Source organism: Collinsella sp. AM17-1 (assembly GCF_003470665.1).
Taxonomy (GTDB): domain Bacteria; phylum Actinomycetota; class Coriobacteriia; order Coriobacteriales; family Coriobacteriaceae; genus Collinsella.
Map to the genome: position 1 here is coordinate 37,364 of NZ_QRJZ01000003.1, position 22,744 is coordinate 60,107.

A 22,744-nucleotide genomic window follows, 5' to 3' on the forward strand; every position below is an offset into this window, starting at 1 on the left:
GGCTCCTAGTCGTGGGCATGATTGGTTATGGGGCCGACGTGGACGAGTTTGGGGTCCTCGCCGCGCTCAAGCGCGAGGTCGCGCAGGATGGCATCCTCGCGCGCCTCCATGACCTCGGCCTCATCGTCCTCGATGTGGTCGTAGCCCAGCAGGTGCAGCATTCCGTGCACGAGCATCAGTCGGCACTCATCGGCGGGGCTGTTGCCAAAGCCGGGGGCCTGGCGGGCAATAACCTGCGGGGCCAGGATAATATCGCCGAGCTCGAGCGTCTCGTCGGCGGGAATGTCCTCGTCAAAGGCCGAGTCACATTCAAACGAGAGCACGTCGGTCGTGCGATCGATGCCGCGCCACTCGTGGTTGAGCTCGTGCATCTCGTCCTCATCGACATACGAAAGGGAAATCTCGACCTCACGCTCAACACCCTCGGCGGCAAGCACAACTGAGCAGATGTGCTCCACCTCCTGGGCATCGAGCAGCGTATCGAGCTCGGCATCGTTGCTGATCAATACACTCAACGGGACTCCTTTCGATCGTGTGCGCGCTGCTCACGCGCATCGTCGTATGCATCATAGGCCTCAACAATACGGCCCACCAGGGCATGGCGCACCACATCGGCGCGCTCCAGGTGAGAAAACGCCACATCGTCGACGCGACCCAGAATCCTTTCGGCATCGGCAAGACCGCCGCGACGACCCACCAGGTCACGCTGGCTCAGGTCGCCGGTAATCACAAACTTGGAATTAAAACCTAGACGCGTCAGGAACATCTTCATCTGCTCGGGCGTCGTGTTTTGCGCCTCATCGAGCACCACAAAGGCATCACTCAGCGTTCGACCGCGCATGTAGGCGAGCGGCGCGATCTCGATCACGCCACGCTCCATAAGCTCATCGGTGCGTTCGCGATCCATCATGTCAAAGAGGGCATCATAGAGCGGGCGCATATACGGGTCGATCTTTTCCTCGAGGGTACCGGGCAAAAAGCCCAGGTTCTCCCCCGCCTCGACAACCGGGCGCGTCAGGATCAGGCGGCCCACCTCATGGCGCTTGAGCGCGGCAACGGCGAGCGCCATGGCCAGATAGGTTTTACCGGTACCGGCGGGACCGAGGCCAAACGTGATGGTGGAAGAGCGGATGGCATCCACATAGCGCTTTTGACCGAGCGTCTTGGGGCGGATAACGCGACCGCGGTACGATAGCAGCACATCATCGCGAAGCGATGTGGCCTCATGCTCGCCGTCGCGCAAGACGGCCAGGCAACGCGAGACATCGTCGGAAGAAAGGGTACGGCCGGCCGCCGCCTCGCGAAAAGCATGTTCGAAAAAGCGCGCCACGAGCTCGACCTCGTCCGGGTCACCGCTCACGGCGATGCTATCGCCACGGGCGACCACATGGGCGCGAACCAAGCTCTCGAGCGCACGAAGGACGCCGTCGCCGGCGCCCAAAACGCGCGAGGGATCAATCCCCTCGGGAACGGTAAGTCTAATCTTCGAGGCTTCCATGAACCTCCCTGCGTGCATGGACCAAGCCGGAATCATCGACTCCGATGATAGCAACATCGAGCAGGCACGGGGCTGTGAGTCCACAGGTATCATCAAGACGGGCATGATGGAACGAGCCAAGCGTCAAATTATCACCGTACTCAAGCACGGCGCGCTCGACGGTACCCACGCGACGGCGGGCATCGGCAACCGCGAGCTCCTGAGCCGCCGCGCGCATGCGACGGCTGCGCTCGGCCATGACCTCAGGCGGTACCTGGTCGGGCATGTCGGCGGCGAGGGTGCCGGGGCGCTTGCTATAGCGAAACACGTGCATGCGCGAAAAGCCCACGCGACGGCACAGCGCCAGCGACTCCTCGAACTCCTCGTCCGTCTCGCCAGGAAAACCGACGATAACGTCGCACGAAAGTGCGGCCTGTGGCAGGTTCGCACGGATCATGCGCACCGTATCCTCAAAGGCCTCGGCACTATAGGGACGGCCCATGCGATGCAGCGTCGCCGTGCAGCCAGACTGCACGGGCAGGTGCAAAAACGGGGCGATACGCTGCGGATAGCGCGCCATAACCTTAAGCAGGCGCTCAGAGATATCCATGGGCTCGACCGAGGAAATGCGCACATGCGCAATAGTCGTGCGCTCCATAATGGCCTCGAGCAGCTCATCGATTTCGACATGCTCGTCGGTCGCGCTCTTGCCGTCATAGGCACCCAGATTCACGCCGGTCAACACGACCTCGGGCACGCCGGCCTCCTGGGCCTCGCGAACTTGCTCGAGCACGGACTCGACGGGCACGGAGCGCTCGGGGCCGCGTGCCTTCCACACAATGCAATAGGTGCAGCGATGGTTGCAGCCGTCCTGAATCTTCACGCCCAGGCGAGAGCGACCGAGCGCATCGACAACCTCGCCATCACTGCAGGCGGGAACGCTATCGGACTCAACGCCCAACACCTCGCAGACACGTTCGGCGACATCGATCTTGGACGGCTCGGCGACCACGCGGTCGGATAGCTCCAGCAGCTCCTCGGGATGCAGGTTGACCACGCAGCCGGTCACGACCACATAGGGCTCGTTTTGATGGGCCAGCGCATGGCGGACGGCCTTACGGGTCTTGGCCTCGGCCTCGCCCGTAACGGCACAGGTGTTAATGACGATCAAGTCGGCATCCTGGGGCTCCACAAAAGCAAAGCCCAGGCGCATAAGATCGGCAGTGATACGGTCAGACTCAACCCGGTTGACACGGCAGCCGAGGTTGACGACGGAAATATGGGGTGCGAGCACGCGGGCTCCTTAATCGAGGATATCGTCGAGGGCACTCTTGATACGGTCGGTCACCGACTTCTTACCGGAAGCGACGTCATCGCCCATCTCATCGGCAAAAGCACGGAGCAGCTCGCGCTGCTTATTGGAAAGATTGGTGGGAACGACCACGCGCAGTTGCACGATCAGGCGGCCACGCGAACCGCCACCGCCAATGCGCGGCATGCCGTAATTATTGACGCTCACGGTGTCGCCGTACTGGGCGCCGGCGGGAACCGTCACCTTAACGACCTCGTCGGGCATAATGCCCTCGACCTCGATCTCGCAGCCGAGCGCAGCCTGTGCAATCGAGATATCGCTCACCAGGTACAAGTCGTCACCGTTGCGCTTAAAGCGCTCATGGTCGGCAACGCGCACGTTGACAATCAAGTCGCCCGAAGGCTCGCCGCGAAGGCCGGCCTCGCCAAAGCCGCTCACACGCAGCTGTCGACCGGTCGAAACGCCGGCGGGAATATCGATGTCGATCTTTTCATGCGAAGGCGTGCGACCCTGACCGTCGCAGGTCTCGCAGGGATGGTCGATAACCGTACCCTCGCCATGGCAGTCGGGGCAAGGCGAGGAAGACTGAACCTGGCCCAGGAACGAACGCTGAACCGTCGTGACGTAGCCCGTACCGTGGCAGCGGCCGCACTGCTTTTCCTGTGCGCCCTCTGCCCTACCGGTGCCATTGCAGTCCTCGCAAGGAGCAAGGCGGTCATAGCTGATAGTCTTTTTGCAGCCGAGCGCCGCCTCCTCGAGCGTCACCGAAAGCGAGATGGCCATGTCACGACCGCGACGACGCTCGCGACGGCCGCGGGCACCACCGCCGGCGCCGCCGCCAAAGAACGACGAGAAAAGGTCGTCCATGCCCATGCCGCCAAAGATGTCGTTAATGTCGACATAGCCAGAGCCACCGGGGCCGTCAGGAGAGCCAAAGCGATCGTAGTTTGCACGCTTCTGCTCATCGGAAAGAACGGAATATGCCTCGTTGAGCTCTTTGAACTTGGCCTCGGCCTCGGGGTCGTCCGAAACGTCCGGGTGTACGGTACGGGCCTTCTTTAGAAACGCGCGCTTAATCGTCCGCGCGTCGGCATCCTTTTCGACGCCAAGTACCTCGTAGTAATCCCTATTTTCCGACACGACCGAATCCTTCCGACTTTCATTATTGTCACAGTGCGTCCTATACCCAAGCTGGGGCGGCCGCAAACAGAGGGTTTGATGTTAGTACATTCCGTACGGCGAAAGCATGGCACGCTGCGAGCAGCTCGCAAACCAAACCGACACGAGTGCAAACATAAATCCGTTGGCAAAACCGTTGGCAAACTGCATCGCGCCGCGTTTCCACCACAGCAGGCTGCGATGAAGCACGCCGTCCGAGAGCACCATGAACAGGCCCATGGCAAACGGAATAAAGCACATCATGGCAAAGGCCGAGAACACGCCCGAGATGGCCGACAGCACCAAAAACGGCGCCACGATGCCCATCAGGTAAAAACCGGTACGGGCCTTGCCTTCCAGGCGCTCGGCCTCGACATGGGCACGGCCGACCAGGTCGCCGCCCGCGGCACCGTTGGTGCCGGCGTGACCCATGCCGCCAATACGAACCTCGTCGCCATCGTGCGTGCCGGCAGGAAACTCAATCGTCTGCTCGGAGGTCACGCGGGTTCGACCGCTGCCACCGCAATCGGGACAGGGGTCGGCGACGACCTTACCGGAACCGCCGCACTCGGGGCAGACCGACTGGAACGTGCCGGCGCCAAACAGGAAGGACAGGTCGACATCGATGTGGCCGCGACCGCCGCAGCTCGGGCAGGTATGCGCATGCTCGGACGAGACGGAGCCCGAGCCGCCACAGTGACCACAGGTATCAAAACGCGTATAGCGGACGGTCTTACGGGCACCGCCCTTGGCCTCCTTGGCGTCGAGCTTGATGTCGACGACCACGTTGGCGCCGTTCTCGGGATTGTAGGCAGCCTGCCCACGACGCTGCTGGCCCCAGGCGCCACCAAAGGGGAAGCCGCCCTCAAAGGGATTGCCATAACCCGTGCTGCCGGCGTAGCCGCCACCATAGGGCGAAGCCGTAGGAGCACCGGCAAAGGGATTGCCCGAGCGCATGGCGTCATAGCGAGCACGCTTCTGCTCGTCCGAAAGCACGGCGTAGGCCTCGGAAACCTCTTTGAACTTTTCCTCGGCATCCGGCTCTTTATTGACGTCCGGATGGAGCTTGCGGGCCTTTTGCTGGAAAGCCTTTTGTATATCACGCGAGGTGGCGTCCTTGGAGACGCCCAGGATCTCGTAGTAATCTTTTTCGTTCATCGTCGCCATGCGCGGCAACCTCCTGCTCACAGCAGCGTATATAATGCGGTCATTCTACCCGAGCGGCCTAAGCTAGACCCCAAAACAGCTCGAACAGCACATTTCCATCGAGCCAACCCAAGTGGGTGGGAGCCAGACGGGCGCGAGTGCGACCTTCGATAACATCTTTCGATGTAACGCGCCCCGCATGCCCTTTAGCATCATCGGACACCCAGGAGGCAAGGCCCAACTCGAGCGCGCGGTCGCAAGCCGCCGCCAGCTCGTCCTCGGGGATAATGTTTGCCGAGCGAACCAACAGGTCAGACCCAACGCCGCGCGTCATGCGACAGGCGAGCATCAAATCCTCGGCTGCTGCCTCGCGCTGCGACAGACACTCGGCATCAAACGTCGTCGCAGCATCGTCGCGCTGTACCAGACGCACGCGATACGCGTCGCCTCGAGCAAGTGCGCCGCAAAACAGCCCGGCCAAGCGAGCGAAGTCCCCAGCATCGAGCATGCCGGCGGCAGAGCGGCCCAGACCCAGGTAACCCTGTCCGGTCCAGTAGGCAATGTTATGGGCGCATTCATGGCCGTCGAGCGCGTAGCTCGCCACCTCATACGGGTGATAGCCGGCGGCACCCAGGAGCTCGCGCGCCACGTCCATGCAGGCGGCCTGAAAATCCTCGTCGGGCTCGAGCGACTCGTCACGGCACGCCATGCGATAGAGGGGCGTCCCCACCTCGAGCGTGAGCGGGTAAACCGACACATGATGCGGAACCGCCGCCAGCACGCCCTCGAGCGTACGCTTCCAACTCGCTGCGGTCTGCCCGGGAAGTCCGCACATAAGGTCGCACGACACGTCAAGCCCAGCGTCCTTGACCGTCGCGATGGCGGCGAGCGCCCGATCGGCATCGTGAATGCGGCCGATGGCGGTAAGTTCGGTGTTATCGAGCGTTTGCACGCCCAGAGAAACGCGTGTGACACCAACCTTGGCAAGCGCAGTAGCAAGCTCGGCGGTCAGCGACTCGGGATTGGCCTCGCAGGTAAACTCAACGGGGGCGCACCACGCACGAATACGCCGCGCCAGCTCCACCAGGCGCTCCCCCGCCAGCGACGGCGTGCCGCCGCCAACATAGACGGTGCGGATCTGGTCGAGGGCCCCAGCCTTGCCAAAAGCATCGAGACGCGCGAACAACTGCTCAAAATAGGAATCGAGCGCGGCATCCAAATCACACGAAGCAAAGCTGCGCGAGTCGAAGTCGCAGTAGCGGCACTTTTGGGCACAGAACGGCACGTGCACGTACAGCGCGGTAACGGCCACCCTTAAGCCTCCAGCGGATGAGGGGGCACCGATTCGCCGGCGGCAAGGGCAGCCTCGCAGGCCACCACATCATGCTCGATCTCATCGACCAGCGCCATAAACTCCTCATACGTGGAGCAGCGCACCACATGGGCACGCCAAGCGGCGGCATGGGGCATGCCTTTTAAGTACCAGCTTGCGTACGTACGGGCACGCGACATGAGCGGCAGGAGCTCATGCGTCAGCGTTAGGTGCTCACGCAGGGCGTCCAGGCGCTCGACAGAGCTGCGCGCCGGCACCGGTGTGCCATCGAGCGCAAGAGCGCGAGCATCGCCAAACACCCACGGGTTCCCGTAGATGCCGCGCGCGATAAACACCGCGCTGGCACCCGAGTTTCGCAGATGCACCGCGGCATCCTCGGCGGTGAACACATCACCCGAACCGATCACGGGAATCTCAACGGCATCTGCAACCTCATCGACGACCGACCAGTCGGCCTGGCCCGTGTAGAGCTGCGTGGCGCAACGACCATGCACGGCGACTGCGGCAGCCCCTGCGCCCTCAAGCATCTGGGCAAACGTCGCGGCATTACGGTCCTCAGCATAAAAGCCCTTGCGGATCTTGACGGTCACGGGCACGTGCGCCGCGCCCACCGTGGCCTCGACGATCTTCTCCGCCAGGTCGGGCGTGCGCATAAGCGCCGAACCCTCGCCCTTGGTAACGACCTTGCGGGCGGGGCATGCCATATTGATGTCGATGAGCGACAGGCGATCGCCAACGCGCTCCTCGACGGCGGCGACGGCGCTCGCAAACTGATCGGGCTTGGAGCCAAAGAGCTGCACGCAAATCTTCTGTTCCTCGTCGGCCGGCAGCACCAGGCGCCACGTTTTGTTGCTGGCATAGGCAAGGCCTGCCACGCTCACCATCTCGCTGTAGGCAAGGTTGGCACCGCGGCGGCGGCACATAATGCGGTAGGCGGGGTCGGTCACGCCCGCCATGGGAGCCATAAGGAACGGCTGCTCGGCATAGGCACCCAGCAGCCGCTTGCTGTATTCAGAAAGCGCCATGGACCTACTCGTCCACCTTGAGGATCGCCATAAACGCCTCCTGCGGGACCTCGACCGAGCCGATGGCCTTCATGCGCTTCTTGCCCTCTTTCTGCTTCTCGAGCAGTTTGCGCTTACGCGAGATATCGCCGCCGTAGCACTTGGCAAGAACGTCCTTGCGACGCGCCTTGACGGTGGAACGGGCGATGATCTTGTTGCCGATAGCACCCTGGATGGGCACCTCGAACAGCTGACGCGGGATGATCTCCTTGAGCTTGTCGCACAGGCCACGGGCCAGGCCATATGCCTTGTCCTTATGGACGATAAACGAAAGCGCGTCCACCTCGTCGCCCGAAAGCAAAATATCGAGCTTCACGAGCTCGGAGGGACGGTACTCGTTGAACTCGTAGTCGAGCGAGGCATAACCCTTGGTGCGGCTCTTGAGCTGATCGAAGAAGTCCAAGATGAGCTCGGCGAGCGGCATATCAAAGCGCATCTCGACCGATTTACTCGTCAGGTGGATCATGTCGGTCGTGACGCCGCGGTGCTCGATGGCGAGCTGCATGACGGCACCCGTGTACTCAGGCGGGCAGATGATCTTTGCCTTGAGGTAGGGTTCCTCGATACGTTCGATGCGCGTGGCCTCGGGAAGGTCCTGCGGACTGCGGACATCGATCATTTCGCCGTCGGTCTTGTAGACGTGATAGTCAACCGAGGGACTCGTGGCAATGAGGTCCAGGTTGAACTCGCGCTCCAGGCGTTCCTTGACGACTTCCATGTGCAGCAGGCCCAGGAAGCCCACGCGGAAGCCAAAGCCGAGCGCCACCGAGGTCTCGGGCTCCCACACCAACGACGGGTCGTTGACGTGCAGCTTATCGAGGGCGTCACGCAGGTTCTCGTAGTCCTTGTTGTCGATCGGGAACAGGCCCGTATAGACCATGGGCTTGGCCTCGCGATAACCGGGAAGCGGCTCGGGGCAGGGGTTCGACGCCCACGTAAGGGTATCGCCCACGCGAACGGCCTCGGGGTCCTTCAAGCCCGTAACCACATATCCGACCTCGCCGACCGTCAGCGCATCGACCGGGGTCTCGGCAGGACGCTTGACGCCCACGCCGTCGACCAAAAAGTCGCCCTTGGCCTGCATCATAAGCAGGGTATCGCCCTTTTTGATGGAACCATCGAAGACGCGCACCGTAGCCACCACACCGCGATACTCGTCAAAGTACGAATCCAAAATGAGCGCTTTGAGCGGAGCGTTTGCATCGCCCTTAGGCGGCGAAATCAAAAAGACGATGGACTCCAGCAGATCGTGAATGCCCTCGCCGGTCTTGCCCGAGACGCACACGGCATCATCGGCGGGAATCGCCAGGTCGTCCTCGATCTCGGTCTTAACCTCGTCGGGATGGGCCGAGGGCAGGTCGATCTTGTTGATAGCGGGCACAATGTCCAGATTGGCGTTCATGGCGAGCGTCGCGTTGGAGACGGTCTGTGCCTCGACACCCTGAGTGGCGTCGACGACGAGCACCGCGCCCTCACAAGCGGCCAGCGAACGCGAGACCTCGTAGGTAAAGTCTACATGGCCCGGCGTATCGATGAGGTTGAACTGATACGTCTCGCCGTCGTCGGCGTCATAGGACACGCGGACGGCGTTGGACTTGATCGTGATGCCGCGCTCGCGCTCGATATCCATGGTGTCGAGCAGCTGCGACTCCATGTCGCGTTCGTCGACGGTATGGGTGAGCTCGAGGATGCGGTCACTGATCGTGGACTTGCCATGGTCGATGTGCGCAACGATCGAGAAGTTGCGGATGTGGGAAATGTCAATTGAAGTATTCATGCGGACTATCTTACCCGAGCGGTACAAAAAATGGAGCCTGTTCCATAAAACAGGCTCCATTTATGCGCGTAATCTGTGTGGTGTGAAATTTACAACTTAGGCGTTGATGCTGTTCACGAGCTTGGCAAGACCGGACTTGCGGTTGGAAGCCTGGTTCTTGTGGATAACATGCTTGGCGGCAGCCATGTCGAGACGCTTCGTGACGGTCTTGAGGGCAGCCTGGGCCTTTTCAGCATCGCCCTCGGCGACGGCGGACTGGACGTGCTTGGTCAGCGTCTTGAGCTCGGACTTGACAGCCTTGTTACGCATGCGAGCTGCCTCATTGGTGCGGATACGCTTCTTCTGAGACTTGATGTTTGCCACTTCTGGAGTTCCTTTCGAGTTCCTTGCAAAAAATGTATGACACCTCTGAGACACGGTGAGGTCATGCAAGCGCCTACTATAGCACGCTCCCTCACAAAGGGATAGAACGAATTTGTCAAATAGGCAGGTATCATCACGATTTTCTCAAGATGTTCGTAATCCAGAGCAAAAGCGCAGTCTGAGAATCGGCCGAACCCTTGAGTGCGAGCTCCACATCGACCGCACCCTCGAGCGCTGCGACGAGCTCTGCCATCGAAAAGCGACGTGCCCAGGTCAGGTGATTCTTGACCTGCCAGGACTGGAGCTTGAGCGTTGCGGCCAGCTCACGACCCTGTCCGCGCGCATCGAGCGCCTTGGCAACGATAAGCTCGCGGATGCGGCCGCACAGCAATGTGTAAGTCCACACGTAGCTCTTGGCGGGCAGTAGATTGAAGAGCTCGAGCGAGCGTCGCATGTCACGGGCCGAGACCGCATTGAGAAAGTCCCAGGGTTGAACCTCGGCCGTACGTACAATCCAGCGCTCAACGTCGGCAAGCTCAATCTGGGGCGCCTCGACCATCTGGGCAAGCTTAGCCAAGTCGTTATCGAGCATGCGAGTGTTTTCACCCGAACGCGAGACGAGTTCCTCGGCGGCCGCCGTCGAGATCGACTTGCCGTGCTGCGTCGCCATCTGCTGCACACGGCGCGGTAGCTCCCAGCGCTTGGTGCCGGAGCAATCGATCACCGCCTTCTTGTCGATCTTGGCGATCGCCTTATACAGGCGCGTATTCTTGGCAAGTGAGTCGGCGATGATGAGGCAGACCGTTGTTGGGCTGGGACCCGCCAGATACCCAACGAGCGGCTCCGAGACCGCCTTGGCGAGCTTTGAGCAGCCATCGAGGATTACCAGACGAAACTCGCTGCCCATCGGAAAGGTGTTAAGCGATCCGATAATGGACTCGATATCGGGGTCCTTGGTCATGTCTCGCTCGTCGAGGTTGAACTCGACCATACCCGATTTTTCCAGACGCGCTTTCATACGCGAGACGGCGTGGTCGCGCTTAACTCCGTCGGTACCGACGATCAGATATGCCGGCAGCAAACCGGTTTCGGACATTGCGCTCCCCTCCCGCAGGCCTTCGTATTCGTTCCGTGCCATTTTAGCCCAGGGGCCCACCACACGCCAACGACGTCGTCACGGTCGCTGGCGTCGCATCGCAAAGCCATTCGCAGTCGGTGTGACGGTAATGTCGCCGTGTTCGATGGTACACGCGAACACACCACCCGCTTCCTTAACGGCATCGATGCAGGCATCGGACGGATGGCCGTATCGATTCCCCTCACCGGCGCTTGAGAGGGAAAGCTCGGGCTTCAGGACGTCCAGCAACTCGCCATCGACTGAAACCTTGGAGCCGTGATGCCCAAGTTTAAGGACATCGATATCCCCCACCTCCTGCACGAATTCCCGCTCTTGGTCGAGCTCGGCATCACCGGTGAGAAGTATTCGCAGGCCCTTGCCTTCCTGAACATAAGAGAGCAGCAGGACAAGCGAGTCCTCATTTCCCTCGCCATCCACGGACTCGAATGGCCACATCACGCGAGCGCAAAATGAGCCGATGTCGACCGTATCCCCACGGCGCACCTGCCGATACTCCACGCCAGGTCGGTTCAATACCTCGGCAGGAGCATCCTCCAGCGCATCCGCCGCCACGGCAATCGTTCCGACCGAAAACTGTTCGAGCACGGCAGGCAGACCACCCCAGTGGTCCTCATCCCAATGCGTCACAAAAACGGCATCGATATGGTGCACGTTATTGCGAACCAACGCCGCAACCACACGCTCGTCGAGCCCGCAGTCGACGAGAGCTACTGCGCCGCCTTGGCGGATAAGAATCGCATCGGCCTGGCCCACATCGAGCACCGTCACCGAAGGCGGAGCGAATCGATCCCAATAGACGTACGGAATCGCAGCCAAGAGCATCAGGCATGCAAGCCCCACCGCCATAGGACGTGCACGGGGACGCGGCCACCAGACCAGCAGAACCGCCAGCAAACACGGCGCTAGGTAAATCCACATGCTATCGGGCGGCACGCTCACGGATGCACCCGGCATGGCGGCAAACAGCTGCTCGAAGAACAGCGCGCAACGGGCGGCAATCATGGGCACAACGAGCGCCCAAGTCCGCAACGGTCCCACAAGCGAAAAGGGAGCCAGAACGATCGACACAGCGAGCAGTACGCTCACCACCGGACCGATGACCGCATTTGCCAACGGAGCAATGAGCGAGAATGTACCGAAGGTAGGAATGGTGATGGGAAGTGTCGCCAGTTGCGAGCATAGCGTGACGGAAAGCATGCTGGCAAAGCCCGATGGCACGCCCAGCTCACCCAAAGCGTAGGTCGCATAGGGGCAAAAGCACAGAATGGCTAAGACGCTGGCACATGATAGCTGAAAGCCCATCTCGAACAGCACCGTCGGCCGCAGTAGCACAAAGATGGACATGGTTGCGAAGAGCGCCGAAAGGCCGTGCCGGCGACGCCCCGCGCCGTTTACGACAAGCGTCGCGAACACCATGCAGCACGCGCGCACGGCCGAGGGAGACGCGCCCGTAAATGCAGCGTAGCCCACAAGCGTTATCGCCAATATCGCCCGCTGAAGACCACGTGAGCACCGAGTCTTTTGCAATACGCCCTCGATTACAAACCCCACGATAGCCAAATGGCTGCCCGAGACGGCGATAAGATGTGCCGTTCCCGTCACAGAAAACCAGTCGCCCGCCGGCTGGGCGCGCAGCTCGGCCGAACGACCGCAGACGACACCGGCTATGAGCGCACGCGCCGGGTCGGTCGCGGGCGCGATGGACGCAAGCAGCCCATTTCGCAGCCGAAGCAGCGGCCCCGGAGAACCCTCATCGACCGACACAATCCGAACGGCTTTAACCTTACGCACCTCGCCTCGGAGCACGCGCGATCGTCCATATGCATCGTTCTCAAAACGCGAAACGCGACCGATAACACGCACGTGCGCCCCGACCTTGAGCTCACGATCACACGATAGGCGAACCGTTGCCAAGTTCTTACCGTCCGCGCGTGCCTCACAGGTATAGGAATACACGTCGTCGTTTATGGATGGATCACCCTGCACGACAAACTCGAGGCCGCTTGCCGCTCGACCGTCGAGCGCCTTCGAGGCGCTGAGCACACCCACAGCCCACCACGCCGAGACGACCGCTCCCGCCACGAGACCGGCGGACGCGGCATACAGCCACCGCTTCAAAGGAGCAAGCCGCGCACAAGAGTGAGCCAGCACAACGAAAACCGCTGCCGCAACGGGAATGGCCCATAGCGGCCCGACCGCCGTCGCCCGCTCCCTCAGCAGCGCATCAGCGGCTATGCTGAGCACCAAGGCGCAGCTCACGCACATGCCGGCACACAGGGCCATCGTCCACGGAATCAGGGGCCGCGGAGGCATCACGTGCTCTCGCTCGGTCGCACTCATACGCAGATGCAATCTTTGATTTTGGCAAGCTTCTTCTCGCCGATTCCCGACACGCGCATCAGATCGTCAACCGAAGCAAAAGCACCGTTCTTTGTCCGCTCATCGATAATCGACTGTGCCATTGAGGGACCGATTCCCGAGAGCGTCTGCAGCTCTGCCGAGCTTGCCGTATTAATGTTTACTAGGCCTGTTGCGCCACCGACGCCTGATGATGCGGAAGTCCCACCATCAACACCGGCTTCCGCAATGGACGCCTGCTGCTCCCCTACCGTTGGAACGTGAATTTTTTGTCCATCAGTGACCTTGGATGCACGATTAAGCCCCGTAACGTCTGCTTCGGGCGCCAGCCCGCCGGCGGCATCAATCGCCTGAGCCACCCGCGCCCCGTCTTTGAGGCGATATACACCGGGTGACACCACGGCGCCATCAACATCGACATAGACCTCTGCCGCGGCAGACGCCTTAGGCGAAGAGCCTTCGGATGTCTTTCCGCTCGAAGCATCGCCGGATCCCGGCTCCACTAACGTGCCCGAACCATCAGTGCGCTCAAACGACACACCGCCGGCACCGCCGCCAAGGTTCGCCATCGCCAGTCCACTCGCCATCGCAATGACGACCAGTATCGCCATCACCACTGCCTTATGACCGAGCAGTTTGCCCGCCCAGCGGTCCATCTTTTTGACTCGTTCGTGTTGTTCGCGCTGCGCCATAGCAAAACCTCCCAACACCATCGTGTCAGGAAAGGAGCTCCACAACAGCCACGCCCCAAAACCGGTTTTTGCGGTCAAACCAAATACCGACCAAAACCTTGCACAAATCTGTCCATTTATTCAGGCACACGTCAGCAAATGAACGCTTAGCCGCAAAATGCCCAGATAGCAAAAGACCGACGATGCAGGCGCATCGTCGGTCTATGCACAAATTTACTCGTAATCTTGGTAAATCTCACGCGGAGCAAGCTCCGAATGTTTGCGTTTTAAGGTCTTAGGGGCCTTATACGTGTTGCTCTCGAAGTCGATGTACTCGGTCTGCTTGAGCAGGCGCTCGATCATCTCCTCATGATCGAACAACTCCCAGGCCTCATGCACGGCATCAAGTTTAGCGTGCGTCTCGGGTCGGCGCGGCATAAACAGCGTGCAACAGTCGGGAGCGGCCTCAGTCGAGATATCGAACGTACCGATCTCCTCAGCACGCGCGATGATCTCCTGCTTGTCCGAACCGATGAGAGGACGGAACACGGGGATCTTCACGGCCTCGTTGACGGCCATGATGTTCTCAAGCGTTTGGGAGGCAACCTGCCCAAGCGATTCGCCCGTAACGATGGCCTTGGCGCCCTCGATGTGCGCAATGCGCTCGGCAACCGAATACATAATGCGACGATACATGATAACGCGCAGGTTGCTGGGGCAGGTGACCGAAATCTCACGCTGGCAGTCGCCAAACGGCACCACGTACAGGCGGCCGATCTGGACACCCGGCTCAAGCGCACGGATGATATCCTGCACCAAATACTCACTCGTATCGGGCGTCTGCGGACGACCGGAGAAATGTACCGGCACGCAAACCGCGCCGCGGCGCGCGAGCATCCAAGTCGCCACCGGAGAATCGATACCCGAGGACAGCAGCGTCACGACCTTGCCGGCAGAACCCACCGGCAGACCGCCCACGCCGCGCTCGGAGCGTGCGTACACGTAAACGCTACCCTGGACCACCAGTACGTGCACCATTGCATCGGGGTCGTGCATTTGAACCTTTTTATCGGGGAAGGCCTCACACAGTACCTCGCCCACCTGACGATTGATATCGATCGAGGTGAGCTCATAGTCAGTATTGGAGCGCTTGGCGTGCACCTTAAACGAATCGAAGGAACCAAACTCGCGCAGCGCCTTCACGGCGGCGGCGCAGTACTCCTGCGGGTCGCGGTTGGTGTGATACGCCAAAGACACACGGGCAACGCCGGGAACGGTGCGAATGACACGCGCCGCCTCGTCGGCCTGATGTTCGTTAAAGGTCACGAGGATATAACCGGAAATTCGAGACACGGCGTTCACGGAAAAGGCGGCCAAGGCCGCCTTGATGTTATCCATGAGGATATGCTCAAAATGTGCGCGGTTCTTGCCCTTCAGTCCAACCTCGTGATAGTGGACCAGGCAGACGCGAGCTGCCATTTAGGCTTCAGCAACCTTGTGGCCGAGCGCCTTCTCGTAACGGGCCTCGTCGTAAGAGATGTCGCCGTCGACAATCTCGTCCATAGCCATCGAGATGGTATCGGCACCGGAAAGCCCGATGGTGATGTCATCGACATCCTGGACGGCAAGCACGCGGTTGTGCTGGCCACGCAGCATGCTATTGATGTCGCAGGCGCGCTTGGAGGCAAGCGAAGCGAGCAGGAAGCGGTTGTGATCGGTCTTCTCCAGAAGATCGTCAATGCAAGGCTTTACAACGGACACGGACCTCAGATCCTTTCATGCATATCGAGAACGCGAACGAGCTCATCGGTCGCGCGGTCGAGATCGTCATTCACCACGACGTCGTCGTAGCGGTCGGCAAGGGCAAGCTCATCGGCGGCGTTTGCCATACGCAGCTCAATCGTCTCGGGCGTCTCGGTACCGCGACCGACTAGACGCTCGCGGAGCACCTCAAGCGAAGGCGGCTTGATAAAGATCAGCACGGCCTCGGGGAAACGCTCCTTCACCTGCAGGGCGCCCTGGACATCGATCTCCAAAATCAGAGACGAGCCCGAGGCGAGCTTGGATGTGACCTCGCTCACCAACGTGCCGTAGCAGTTACCGTGGACCTCGGCCCACTCAACAAACTCACCGTTTGCCACGCGGCGGTCGAACTCCTCGCGCGTCAGAAAAAAGTAGTTGACGCCGTCGACCTCACCTTTGCGTGGTGCTCGCGTGGTAGCCGAAACCGTCAGGCCCAGGTTCGAGCGGCGCTCGCGCACACGAGTGACGAGCGTACCCTTGCCTGCGCCTGACGGTCCAGAAATCACAAAGAGCTTGGAATCCTGAGCGCTCACTTATTTGGTCAGCTGCTCGAGGAGCTGCTCGCGCTGACGGACGCCGAGGCCCTGGACGCGACGGGTAGCGGAGATACCGAGCTCCTCCATGATCTTGGCGGCCTTGGCCTTGCCATAACCGGGGAGAGACTCGATGAGGGTGGAAACCTTCATGCGGGAAGCGATGGGGTCATCGGAGTTGAGCACGGACTCGAGGGACTTCTCGCCCTTCTTGATCTGCTCGCGAAGCTCAGCGCGGGCGTGACGTGCGGCAGCAGCCTTCTCAAGAGCCTGCTTGCGCTGCTCGTCGGTAAGCTGAGGGAGTGCCATTCGTACCTCCAAATAGTTGGGTTATATCTGATTCAATAATTGGCATTTTAGCACGTAGAACGCACAAAAAGCCTAATCGCGGCTCCATAGGTTAGACGATACCCGCAAAAAGTGCAATATACTGCGCCCAAAGTTAAGCCCCTGACCTGCGATTCCACACAAAGGATGGGAAAGTTTACGCAGGCACAGGGGCTATTTTGTGCTAATGAGACCCAAAAGTGGTGACTTAGGGGAATCTTTTACGCGACGTTTTCGACCAGCTCGGCGACGATGGCGTCAAAGGCGGCAACCGGATCGTCGGCACCGGTGATGGGACGGCCCACCACAATGTGGCTTGCGCCACGCTCGATAGCCTGGGAAGGCGTCGCCACGCGGGACTGGTCACCAAGGGCGGCACCCACCGGACGCACACCCGGAGTCACGATCAGGGCATCAGGACCCAGCAGCTCACGCATGTCGTGAGCCTCCATCGGTGAGCACACGATGCCATCGATGCCATTGGCCTGAGCAAGCTTTGCCAAGCGGGCGGCCTCCTCGGCCACGGGAGACTCGACGCCGATCTCGCTCAAGGCATCCTGATTCATGCTCGTGAGCACGGTGATGGCGACGAGCTTGGCACGGTCCTCACGCGCCTCCTCGGCACCCTCGTGGCAGGCAGCGAGCATAGCACCCGAGCCCAGGCCGTGGACCGAAAGCAGGTCGGCACCGGCAAGCGAGGCCGAGCGGGCAGCGCCGCGCACCTGATGCGGAATGTCATGGAACTTAAGGTCGAGGAAGACCTTAAAGCCAAGGTCCTTAAAGGTCTTGACGATCTGGGGACCCTCAGCGTAATAGAGCGTCATGCCGACCTTGAGCCAGGCGGCATGGCCCGAAAGCTCGTGGGCGAGCTCGAGCGCGCGCTCACGGTCGCAGTCGAGGGCGACGATAACACGGTCGCGGGCATCATTCTCTAGCATTCGAAAGCACCCACCAGCTCGTTGATGTCCTTTACGCCCTGGGACTCGGCCCAGGCCTCGAGCTCATGCGCGATCTTAAGCGAAGCGCACGGATCGACGAAGTTGGCCATGCCGACCGACACGCAGGTGGCGCCGGCCAGGATAAACTCAGCCGCATCCTCGCCAGTCATGACACCGCCGACACCGTTGATGGGGATATCGACGGCCTGGGCAACCTCCCAGACCATGCGCACGGCGATGTGGTGGCACAGCGGGCCCGAAAGGCCGCCCTTGGGCTTGGCCACGCGGGACTTGCGGGTATGGACGTCGATGGCCATGCCTTGGATGGAGTTAATGACCGAAAGGCCGTCGGCTCCCGCGGCCTCGAGGGCCTTGGCGATCTCGGCGACGTTGACCGGCGCCATCTTCACGAACAGCGGCTTATCGGTCACCTTGCGGCAAGCAGCCATAACGGAAGAGGCGCCCTCGGGCGTGGAGCCCATGGCGGCACCGCCGGCGGCGATATTAGGGCAGCTCACGTTGATCTCGTAGCCGGCAGCCCAGGGGCACAGCTCGACATACATCTCGAGTGCGCGGACAAACTCGTCAACGGAGTGACCGGCAACCTGACAGATGACCTGGCAGCCGTCCTTGGACAGCTGTTCGAGCCACGGACCGGACTCGCGGGCAAAGGCGGCCACGCCGGGGTTCTGAAGACCCACGGAGTTGATCATACCGCCGGGAATCTCGGCCATGCGGGGCGCGGGATTGCCGGGCCAGGGCTCGGCAGCGCAACCCTTGGTGGTGATGGCGCCCAGCTGGGAAACATCAAAGAAGTTCTGGAACTGCCAACCGTAGCCAAAGGTACCGGCTGCGGTGTTAATGGGGTTCTGCATCTTGACGCCGCCGAAATCGACGGCCATGTTCACGGTACCCACTAGAAGACCACCACCTTGGAAGCATCGAACACGGGGCCGCACATACAAGCACCCTTCATACCGTCGACCGTCTCGACATTGCAGGTGTTGCAGGCGCCAAAGCCACAGCTCATCATGCGCTCGAGCGACACCTCGCAGTACACACCGGCCTCGGCGGCAGCGGCGGCGACCTTCTTCATCATGACGGCGGGGCCGCAGCTGGCGACGTAGTCGTAGCCGCCCTCTCCAAGCAGCTCGGCTGCCGGATCGGTGCAAAAACCGTGCGTGCCGAGCGAACCGTCGTCGGTGCACACGTTAACCGTGGCGCCCAGCGCACGGAACTCATCGACACCCACGGCCTTGGAAGCGGTGCCAAAGCCCAGGCACACGTCCACATCAACACCCTGCTCGGCAAGCATGCCGGCAAGACACAGCACAGGCGGAACGCCGATGCCACCGGCGACGAGCAGTGCCTTCCTGGTGCCCTCGGGTACCATCCAGCCACGGCCACCGGGGCCCAACAGGTTAGAGGTGGAGCCAGGGCCCATCTGGGACAAACGGCGGGTATCGTCGCCCACGACGGCGTACCACAGCTCGACGGTGCCGGCCTCGGCGTCGGCGCGGTAGAAACTCAAGGGCACACGAAGCAGAGAAGACGCATCGCCGGGGACGGCGATGTTCACAAACTGACCGGGCTTGAGCGCACTTGCAAGCTTGGGGGCCGAGATAACGAGCGAGAAGATGCCGTCGGCGATCTCCCGGTTCGAGACGACCTCGAAGTCGTGCATGCGTGCAGTGGAAGGTGTGGGCATAGACGCTCCAATCCCCCATGCGGTTGCATGGTCTAAACGAACAGAAAGCGCGGCACCGCAAGGGCGCCGCGCACAAAAGCGATAAGGCTATGCTAGCAGATGCAGCCGTCGGCGAGCGTCTGCTTGCCACCGACAAATACATCGGTGGCACGACCGGTGAGCGTGCGGCCGGCAAAACCGGAGTTCTCGGCGCGCGACTCGTAACCGTCCTCGCCAACCGTCCAGGTTGCGGAGGGGTCGAACACGGTCAGGTCGGCGACAGAGCCCGCCTTGACCTGAACCTGATCGAGGCCCAGAATCTCACGCGGCTTGATGGCCATGAGCTCGACCATGCGGCTCACGCTCATCTTGCCCGTGTTGACCAGCTCAGTGAGCACGAGCGACAGCGAAGTCTCGAGGCCAATCATTCCAAAGGGCGCGAGCTCGAACTCGCGGGCCTTCTCCCACGGGGTGTGGGGAGCGTGGTCGGTAACGATAGCGTCGACGGTACCGTCGATGACACCCTGACGGATGGCCTCGGCATCCTCGTCGGTGCGCAGCGGCGGATTGACCTTGAGCGAGGTGTTGTAGGTCTCGTCCAGGTCGTTCTCGGTCAGGAACATGTGGTGCGGGGTGGCCTCGCAGGTCACCTGGACACCGGCAGCCTTACCGGCACGCACGAGCTCCAGGCCATGAGCGGTGGAGATGTGCTGGATGTGCAGCTTGGCACCGGTCAGCTTGGCAATCTCGATGTCGCGGGCAATCTGAAGCTCCTCGCCGGCGGCCGGCCAACCCTCGAGGGCCAGACGGGTCGAGACCTTGCCCTCGTTGATCTGGCCGTGGCCGACCAGATCCTCGTCCTGGCAGTGGCTCATAAAGACCTTGCCGAACATCTTGCCGTAGTCCATGCAGCGACGGAGCATGCCCGCGCCCTGCACGCCGCGACCATCGTCGGTGAAGGCGACGGCGCCGTGGGCGACCATATCGCCCATCTCGGACATGGCCTCGCCCTTAAGACCGCGGGTCATGGCGCCCGACGGATAGACGCGGCAGTGGCCGACCTCGGCAGCGCGGGACTTGACGAACTCCACGACGGTGCCGTTATCGGTGACGGGATCGGTGTTGGGCATGGCGCACACGCCGGTGAAGCCGCCCTTAGCAGCAGCGCGGGTGCCGCTCTCGATGTCCTCTTTGACCTCGTAGCCAGGCTCGCGCAGATGCACGTGCATATCCACCAGGCCGGGGACGAGATACTTGCCGGAAAGGTCGCGGACCTCGGCTCCCTCGGCGGCGAGGTTCTCGCCGACCTCGGCGATCTTGTCACCGTCGATCAGGACGTCGACGACACCGTCAAGCTCGACGGACGGATCGACGACGTGGGCATTCTTAAGAAGCAAGGCCATTATCGGCACCTCCAAGCAGCAGATACAGGATAGCCATACGCACGCAGATACCGGCGTAGACCTGCTCCAGGATGACGGAGCGTTGCGGGTGGTCGGCCATATAGGAGTCGAACTCAACGCCGCGGTTGATGGGGCCCGGGTGGCAGATAATCGCATCGGGCTTCATGAGCTTCTCGCGGTCCTTGGTCAGACCGAAGAGCTTGTGGTACTCACGAATCGTGGGGAACGGTGCGCCCTCGAGGCGCTCCTGCTGCACGCGCAACATGTAGACGACGTCCAGCTCGGGCAGGACGGAATCGAGGTCGCTCGTCACGTGGTCGCAGCCCAGGACCTCGGGCGCCGGCGGCAGCAGCGTGCCGGGGGCGACGGCGTAGGTCTCGCAGTCCATGATCTTAAGTGCGGGGATCAGCGAGCCGCACACGCGGGAGTGCGCGATATCGCCGACGACGGCGACCTTCAGACCGTGGAAGTCACCCTTGTGCTCCCAGATGGTGTACAGGTCGAGCAGGGCCTGCGTGGGGTGGTTGTGCTTGCCGTCGCCGGCGCAGATGACGCTCGCGGGCGAGTTCTGCGTGACGATGTAGGGAGCACCGGCGTGCTTATCGCGAACGACGATGCAGTCGATCTTGTAGGCGTTGAGGGTCTCGACGGTGTCGACGAGGCTCTCGCCCTTGACCGTGGAGGTCGAGGAGCCGCCAAAGTTGAGGCTGTCGGCCGAAAGACGCTTCTCGGCGAGTTCGAAGGAGCTGCGGGTGCGCGTCGAGGGCTCGTTGAACATGTTGACGATGGTCTTGCCCTTGAGCGTGGGGACCTTCTTGATCGCACGCTCGTTGACCTCAGAGAACGCCTTGGCGGTCTCGAGGATGAGCTTGATGTCCTCTTCGGAGTACTCGGTAATGTCGATCAGGTGCTTATGGTTGAACGCCACGGTACTACTCACCTCCCAGCGGCGCGGAGCCCACGTGGGAACCCGGCGCGACGTCGTTAATCTCGACGGCGGTGTGGCCGTCGACTTCCTTCATATATAGGTGCACATTCTCCTCATGCGACGAGGGAACGTTCTTGCCGACAAAGTCCGGCGAGATGGGGAGCTCACGGTGACCGCGGTCAACGAGAACTGCCAGCTCGATGCGGCTCGGACGGCCCAGGTCCATAACGGCGTCCAGAGCGGCGCGGATAGTACGGCCCGTATACAGGATGTCGTCCACCAGCACGACGCGCTTGCCGTCGACGCTGAAGGGAATGTTGGTAGCGTGGATCGCGGGAGCGAAATTGGTCGCATAGTCATCGCGGTAGAAGCTGATGTCCAGGCTGCCGAGCGGAACGTCGACGCCCTCGATCTCCTTGATCTCCTCGGCGAGCTTCTTTGCCAGAAGGTCGCCGCGCGTGACGATGCCGACCAGAGCGAGGTCTTCACAGCCCTCGTTGCGCTCGAGAATCTCGTGCGCGATGCGGGTCATCGCTCGATTGACGGCGGTCTCGTCCATGATGACCGCCTTGGGGGAAGTCGTGCCCATCGATCTCCTTCCTCACATGTCTTGACTGCTGAAACAGTCAAAAAAATAGATGCCCGACCGCTTAAAGCGGACCAGACACCCACAGGAAGGGCTGCTCTTTGGCAGCTATGTAATTCCATGTGGGTATCTCGTACCCCTTTAATGGTCAAGGGATAGTGTAGCCAACCTCGAGCTTAATTGCGAGCATAAATACAGAACAATCCGTAAACGGGCGCAGGCGCTCCATAAACCTATATATATTTGTGGGACGAGCTTGAAAACGCACGCACGAGCTGGCATAATCCCCTCTGCTGCACGCAAATCGGATCTACGTCCAGGGCCGTGGCGTGAGCACTATCGCCAAAAGAGGAATATCTCTGTGTAGATTACGCACAGGGAGCTGCTTCTGTGCTATAGTTCAGGCTTGTTTGTTAACGCGACATGTTCGTTTGTCGCCCAAGGAGGGTCAGTTATGTCCAAAGTTTGCGAAGTTTGCGGTAAGCACCCCGTTGCCGGTCGCTCCATCAGCCACTCTCACCGCGTCACCAACCGTAAGTTCCGCCCCAACATCCAGCGCGTTTACGTCGTCGTCGATGGTCACCGTCGCAAGATGAACGTTTGCTCCACCTGCCTCAAGTCCGGCAAGGTTGCGCGCTCCTAAATAAGGTCTTACCAACAAGTACCTCGGACTCTCCGGGTCAAAGACCTCGCGTTCATATAGAACTTACCAAAGGCGTCCTCTCTTGTGGAGGACGCCTTT

23 protein-coding genes are annotated in these 22,744 nt (G+C 61.1%); 1 reads left to right on the top strand and 22 read right to left on the bottom strand.

Annotated features, from left to right (window positions below):
* Positions 1-5: 5 nt before the first annotated feature.
* The 22 genes from ybeY to pyrR all read right to left on the bottom strand — a co-directional run bounded on the left by ybeY (position 6) and on the right by pyrR (position 22,005).
* Positions 6-515, bottom strand: a complete 510-nt coding sequence (ybeY, locus tag DW195_RS02395) for an rRNA maturation RNase YbeY (protein ID WP_117637259.1) — start codon at positions 513-515, stop codon at positions 6-8.
* Positions 512-1,498 carry a PhoH family protein gene (locus DW195_RS02400; RefSeq protein WP_118205721.1) on the bottom strand — a complete coding sequence of 329 codons (987 nt, stop codon included), beginning with the start codon at positions 1,496-1,498 and terminating at the stop codon, positions 512-514. Before DW195_RS02400 ends, ybeY begins: the two co-directional genes overlap by 4 nt.
* A complete protein-coding gene (locus DW195_RS02405) occupies positions 1,479-2,771 on the bottom strand; it encodes a MiaB/RimO family radical SAM methylthiotransferase (protein WP_118205722.1) in 1,293 nt (430 codons plus the stop codon). Before DW195_RS02405 ends, DW195_RS02400 begins: the two co-directional genes overlap by 20 nt.
* A gap of 9 nt (positions 2,772-2,780) precedes the next feature.
* The gene (gene dnaJ / locus DW195_RS02410; protein WP_117766629.1) at positions 2,781-3,929 is read right to left on the bottom strand and encodes a molecular chaperone DnaJ; all 1,149 of its coding nucleotides are present in this window, start codon (positions 3,927-3,929) and stop codon (positions 2,781-2,783) included.
* Between the two features lie 81 nt (positions 3,930-4,010).
* On the bottom strand, positions 4,011-5,114 hold the full coding sequence (locus tag DW195_RS02415) for a DnaJ domain-containing protein (RefSeq protein WP_187365004.1): 1,104 nt from the start codon (positions 5,112-5,114) through the stop codon (positions 4,011-4,013).
* Positions 5,115-5,172: 58 nt separating this feature from the next.
* Positions 5,173-6,405 (bottom strand): radical SAM family heme chaperone HemW, encoded by a 1,233-nt coding sequence (hemW, locus tag DW195_RS02420; protein WP_118205723.1) that lies wholly within the window; start codon positions 6,403-6,405, stop codon positions 5,173-5,175.
* A gap of 2 nt (positions 6,406-6,407) precedes the next feature.
* The gene (gene dusB / locus DW195_RS02425; RefSeq protein ID WP_118205724.1) at positions 6,408-7,451 is read right to left on the bottom strand and encodes a tRNA dihydrouridine synthase DusB; all 1,044 of its coding nucleotides are present in this window, start codon (positions 7,449-7,451) and stop codon (positions 6,408-6,410) included.
* Positions 7,452-7,455: 4 nt separating this feature from the next.
* Positions 7,456-9,267, bottom strand: a complete 1,812-nt coding sequence (gene lepA / locus DW195_RS02430; protein ID WP_117773570.1) for a translation elongation factor 4 — start codon at positions 9,265-9,267, stop codon at positions 7,456-7,458.
* 96 nt (positions 9,268-9,363) lie between these two features.
* A complete protein-coding gene (rpsT, locus tag DW195_RS02435; RefSeq protein ID WP_022094714.1) occupies positions 9,364-9,630 on the bottom strand; it encodes a 30S ribosomal protein S20 in 267 nt (88 codons plus the stop codon).
* Positions 9,631-9,763: 133 nt separating this feature from the next.
* Positions 9,764-10,726, bottom strand: coding sequence for a DNA polymerase III subunit delta (holA, locus tag DW195_RS02440; protein WP_118205725.1), 963 nt, complete (start codon positions 10,724-10,726; stop codon positions 9,764-9,766).
* A gap of 78 nt (positions 10,727-10,804) precedes the next feature.
* Complete coding sequence (locus tag DW195_RS02445) at positions 10,805-13,108, bottom strand: DNA internalization-related competence protein ComEC/Rec2 (protein ID WP_118205726.1); 2,304 nt, start codon at positions 13,106-13,108, stop codon at positions 10,805-10,807.
* The gene (locus DW195_RS02450; RefSeq protein WP_117639904.1) at positions 13,105-13,818 is read right to left on the bottom strand and encodes a helix-hairpin-helix domain-containing protein; all 714 of its coding nucleotides are present in this window, start codon (positions 13,816-13,818) and stop codon (positions 13,105-13,107) included. The genes DW195_RS02445 and DW195_RS02450 overlap by 4 nt, the downstream gene beginning before the upstream one ends.
* A 213-nt stretch (positions 13,819-14,031) precedes the next feature.
* Positions 14,032-15,276 carry a tRNA uracil 4-sulfurtransferase ThiI gene (gene thiI / locus DW195_RS02455; protein ID WP_117758525.1) on the bottom strand — a complete coding sequence of 415 codons (1,245 nt, stop codon included), beginning with the start codon at positions 15,274-15,276 and terminating at the stop codon, positions 14,032-14,034.
* Complete coding sequence (locus DW195_RS02460; RefSeq protein WP_035138532.1) at positions 15,277-15,558, bottom strand: DNA-directed RNA polymerase subunit omega; 282 nt, start codon at positions 15,556-15,558, stop codon at positions 15,277-15,279.
* Positions 15,559-15,563: 5 nt separating this feature from the next.
* Positions 15,564-16,133, bottom strand: a complete 570-nt coding sequence (gene gmk / locus DW195_RS02465; protein ID WP_099431806.1) for a guanylate kinase — start codon at positions 16,131-16,133, stop codon at positions 15,564-15,566.
* Positions 16,134-16,442 carry an integration host factor, actinobacterial type gene (mihF, locus tag DW195_RS02470; RefSeq protein ID WP_006236130.1) on the bottom strand — a complete coding sequence of 103 codons (309 nt, stop codon included), beginning with the start codon at positions 16,440-16,442 and terminating at the stop codon, positions 16,134-16,136.
* Between the two features lie 239 nt (positions 16,443-16,681).
* Positions 16,682-17,398 carry an orotidine-5'-phosphate decarboxylase gene (gene pyrF / locus DW195_RS02475; protein WP_118205727.1) on the bottom strand — a complete coding sequence of 239 codons (717 nt, stop codon included), beginning with the start codon at positions 17,396-17,398 and terminating at the stop codon, positions 16,682-16,684.
* Entirely contained in the window at positions 17,392-18,300 is a 909-nt protein-coding gene (locus DW195_RS02480) for a dihydroorotate dehydrogenase (RefSeq protein ID WP_006236128.1), read from the bottom strand. The genes pyrF and DW195_RS02480 overlap by 7 nt, the downstream gene beginning before the upstream one ends.
* A gap of 14 nt (positions 18,301-18,314) precedes the next feature.
* The gene (locus DW195_RS02485) at positions 18,315-19,082 is read right to left on the bottom strand and encodes a dihydroorotate dehydrogenase electron transfer subunit (protein ID WP_117736693.1); all 768 of its coding nucleotides are present in this window, start codon (positions 19,080-19,082) and stop codon (positions 18,315-18,317) included.
* Between the two features lie 116 nt (positions 19,083-19,198).
* Positions 19,199-20,488 carry a dihydroorotase gene (locus DW195_RS02490; protein ID WP_117564269.1) on the bottom strand — a complete coding sequence of 430 codons (1,290 nt, stop codon included), beginning with the start codon at positions 20,486-20,488 and terminating at the stop codon, positions 19,199-19,201.
* On the bottom strand, positions 20,472-21,416 hold the full coding sequence (locus tag DW195_RS02495; protein ID WP_118205728.1) for an aspartate carbamoyltransferase catalytic subunit: 945 nt from the start codon (positions 21,414-21,416) through the stop codon (positions 20,472-20,474). The genes DW195_RS02490 and DW195_RS02495 overlap by 17 nt, the downstream gene beginning before the upstream one ends.
* A 4-nt stretch (positions 21,417-21,420) precedes the next feature.
* The gene (gene pyrR, locus DW195_RS02500; RefSeq protein ID WP_006236123.1) at positions 21,421-22,005 is read right to left on the bottom strand and encodes a bifunctional pyr operon transcriptional regulator/uracil phosphoribosyltransferase PyrR; all 585 of its coding nucleotides are present in this window, start codon (positions 22,003-22,005) and stop codon (positions 21,421-21,423) included.
* Positions 22,006-22,456: 451 nt separating this feature from the next.
* On the opposite strand from pyrR, the gene rpmB reads away from it, so the two are divergent.
* The gene (gene rpmB / locus DW195_RS02505; RefSeq protein WP_022094725.1) at positions 22,457-22,645 is read left to right on the top strand and encodes a 50S ribosomal protein L28; all 189 of its coding nucleotides are present in this window, start codon (positions 22,457-22,459) and stop codon (positions 22,643-22,645) included.
* Positions 22,646-22,744: the final 99 nt, after the last annotated feature.

Excerpts from the sequence above, each read along its gene's own strand:
- DW195_RS02400 (WP_118205721.1), bottom strand. The coding sequence starts at position 1,498 with ATGGAAGCCTCGAAGATTAGACTTACCGTTCCCGAGGGGATTGATCCC.
- DW195_RS02415 (WP_187365004.1), bottom strand. The coding sequence starts at position 5,114 with ATGGCGACGATGAACGAAAAAGATTACTACGAGATCCTGGGCGTCTCC.
- dusB (WP_118205724.1), bottom strand. The coding sequence starts at position 7,451 with ATGGCGCTTTCTGAATACAGCAAGCGGCTGCTGGGTGCCTATGCCGAG.
- lepA (WP_117773570.1), bottom strand. The coding sequence starts at position 9,267 with ATGAATACTTCAATTGACATTTCCCACATCCGCAACTTCTCGATCGTT.
- holA (WP_118205725.1), bottom strand. The coding sequence starts at position 10,726 with ATGTCCGAAACCGGTTTGCTGCCGGCATATCTGATCGTCGGTACCGAC.
- DW195_RS02445 (WP_118205726.1), bottom strand. The coding sequence starts at position 13,108 with ATGAGTGCGACCGAGCGAGAGCACGTGATGCCTCCGCGGCCCCTGATT.
- DW195_RS02450 (WP_117639904.1), bottom strand. The coding sequence starts at position 13,818 with ATGGCGCAGCGCGAACAACACGAACGAGTCAAAAAGATGGACCGCTGG.
- thiI (WP_117758525.1), bottom strand. The coding sequence starts at position 15,276 with ATGGCAGCTCGCGTCTGCCTGGTCCACTATCACGAGGTTGGACTGAAG.
- mihF (WP_006236130.1), bottom strand. The coding sequence starts at position 16,442 with ATGGCACTCCCTCAGCTTACCGACGAGCAGCGCAAGCAGGCTCTTGAG.
- pyrF (WP_118205727.1), bottom strand. The coding sequence starts at position 17,398 with ATGCTAGAGAATGATGCCCGCGACCGTGTTATCGTCGCCCTCGACTGC.
- DW195_RS02480 (WP_006236128.1), bottom strand. The coding sequence starts at position 18,300 with ATGGCCGTCGATTTCGGCGGCGTCAAGATGCAGAACCCCATTAACACC.
- DW195_RS02485 (WP_117736693.1), bottom strand. The coding sequence starts at position 19,082 with ATGCACGACTTCGAGGTCGTCTCGAACCGGGAGATCGCCGACGGCATC.
- DW195_RS02490 (WP_117564269.1), bottom strand. The coding sequence starts at position 20,488 with ATGGCCTTGCTTCTTAAGAATGCCCACGTCGTCGATCCGTCCGTCGAG.
- pyrR (WP_006236123.1), bottom strand. The coding sequence starts at position 22,005 with ATGGGCACGACTTCCCCCAAGGCGGTCATCATGGACGAGACCGCCGTC.
- rpmB (WP_022094725.1), top strand. The coding sequence starts at position 22,457 with ATGTCCAAAGTTTGCGAAGTTTGCGGTAAGCACCCCGTTGCCGGTCGC.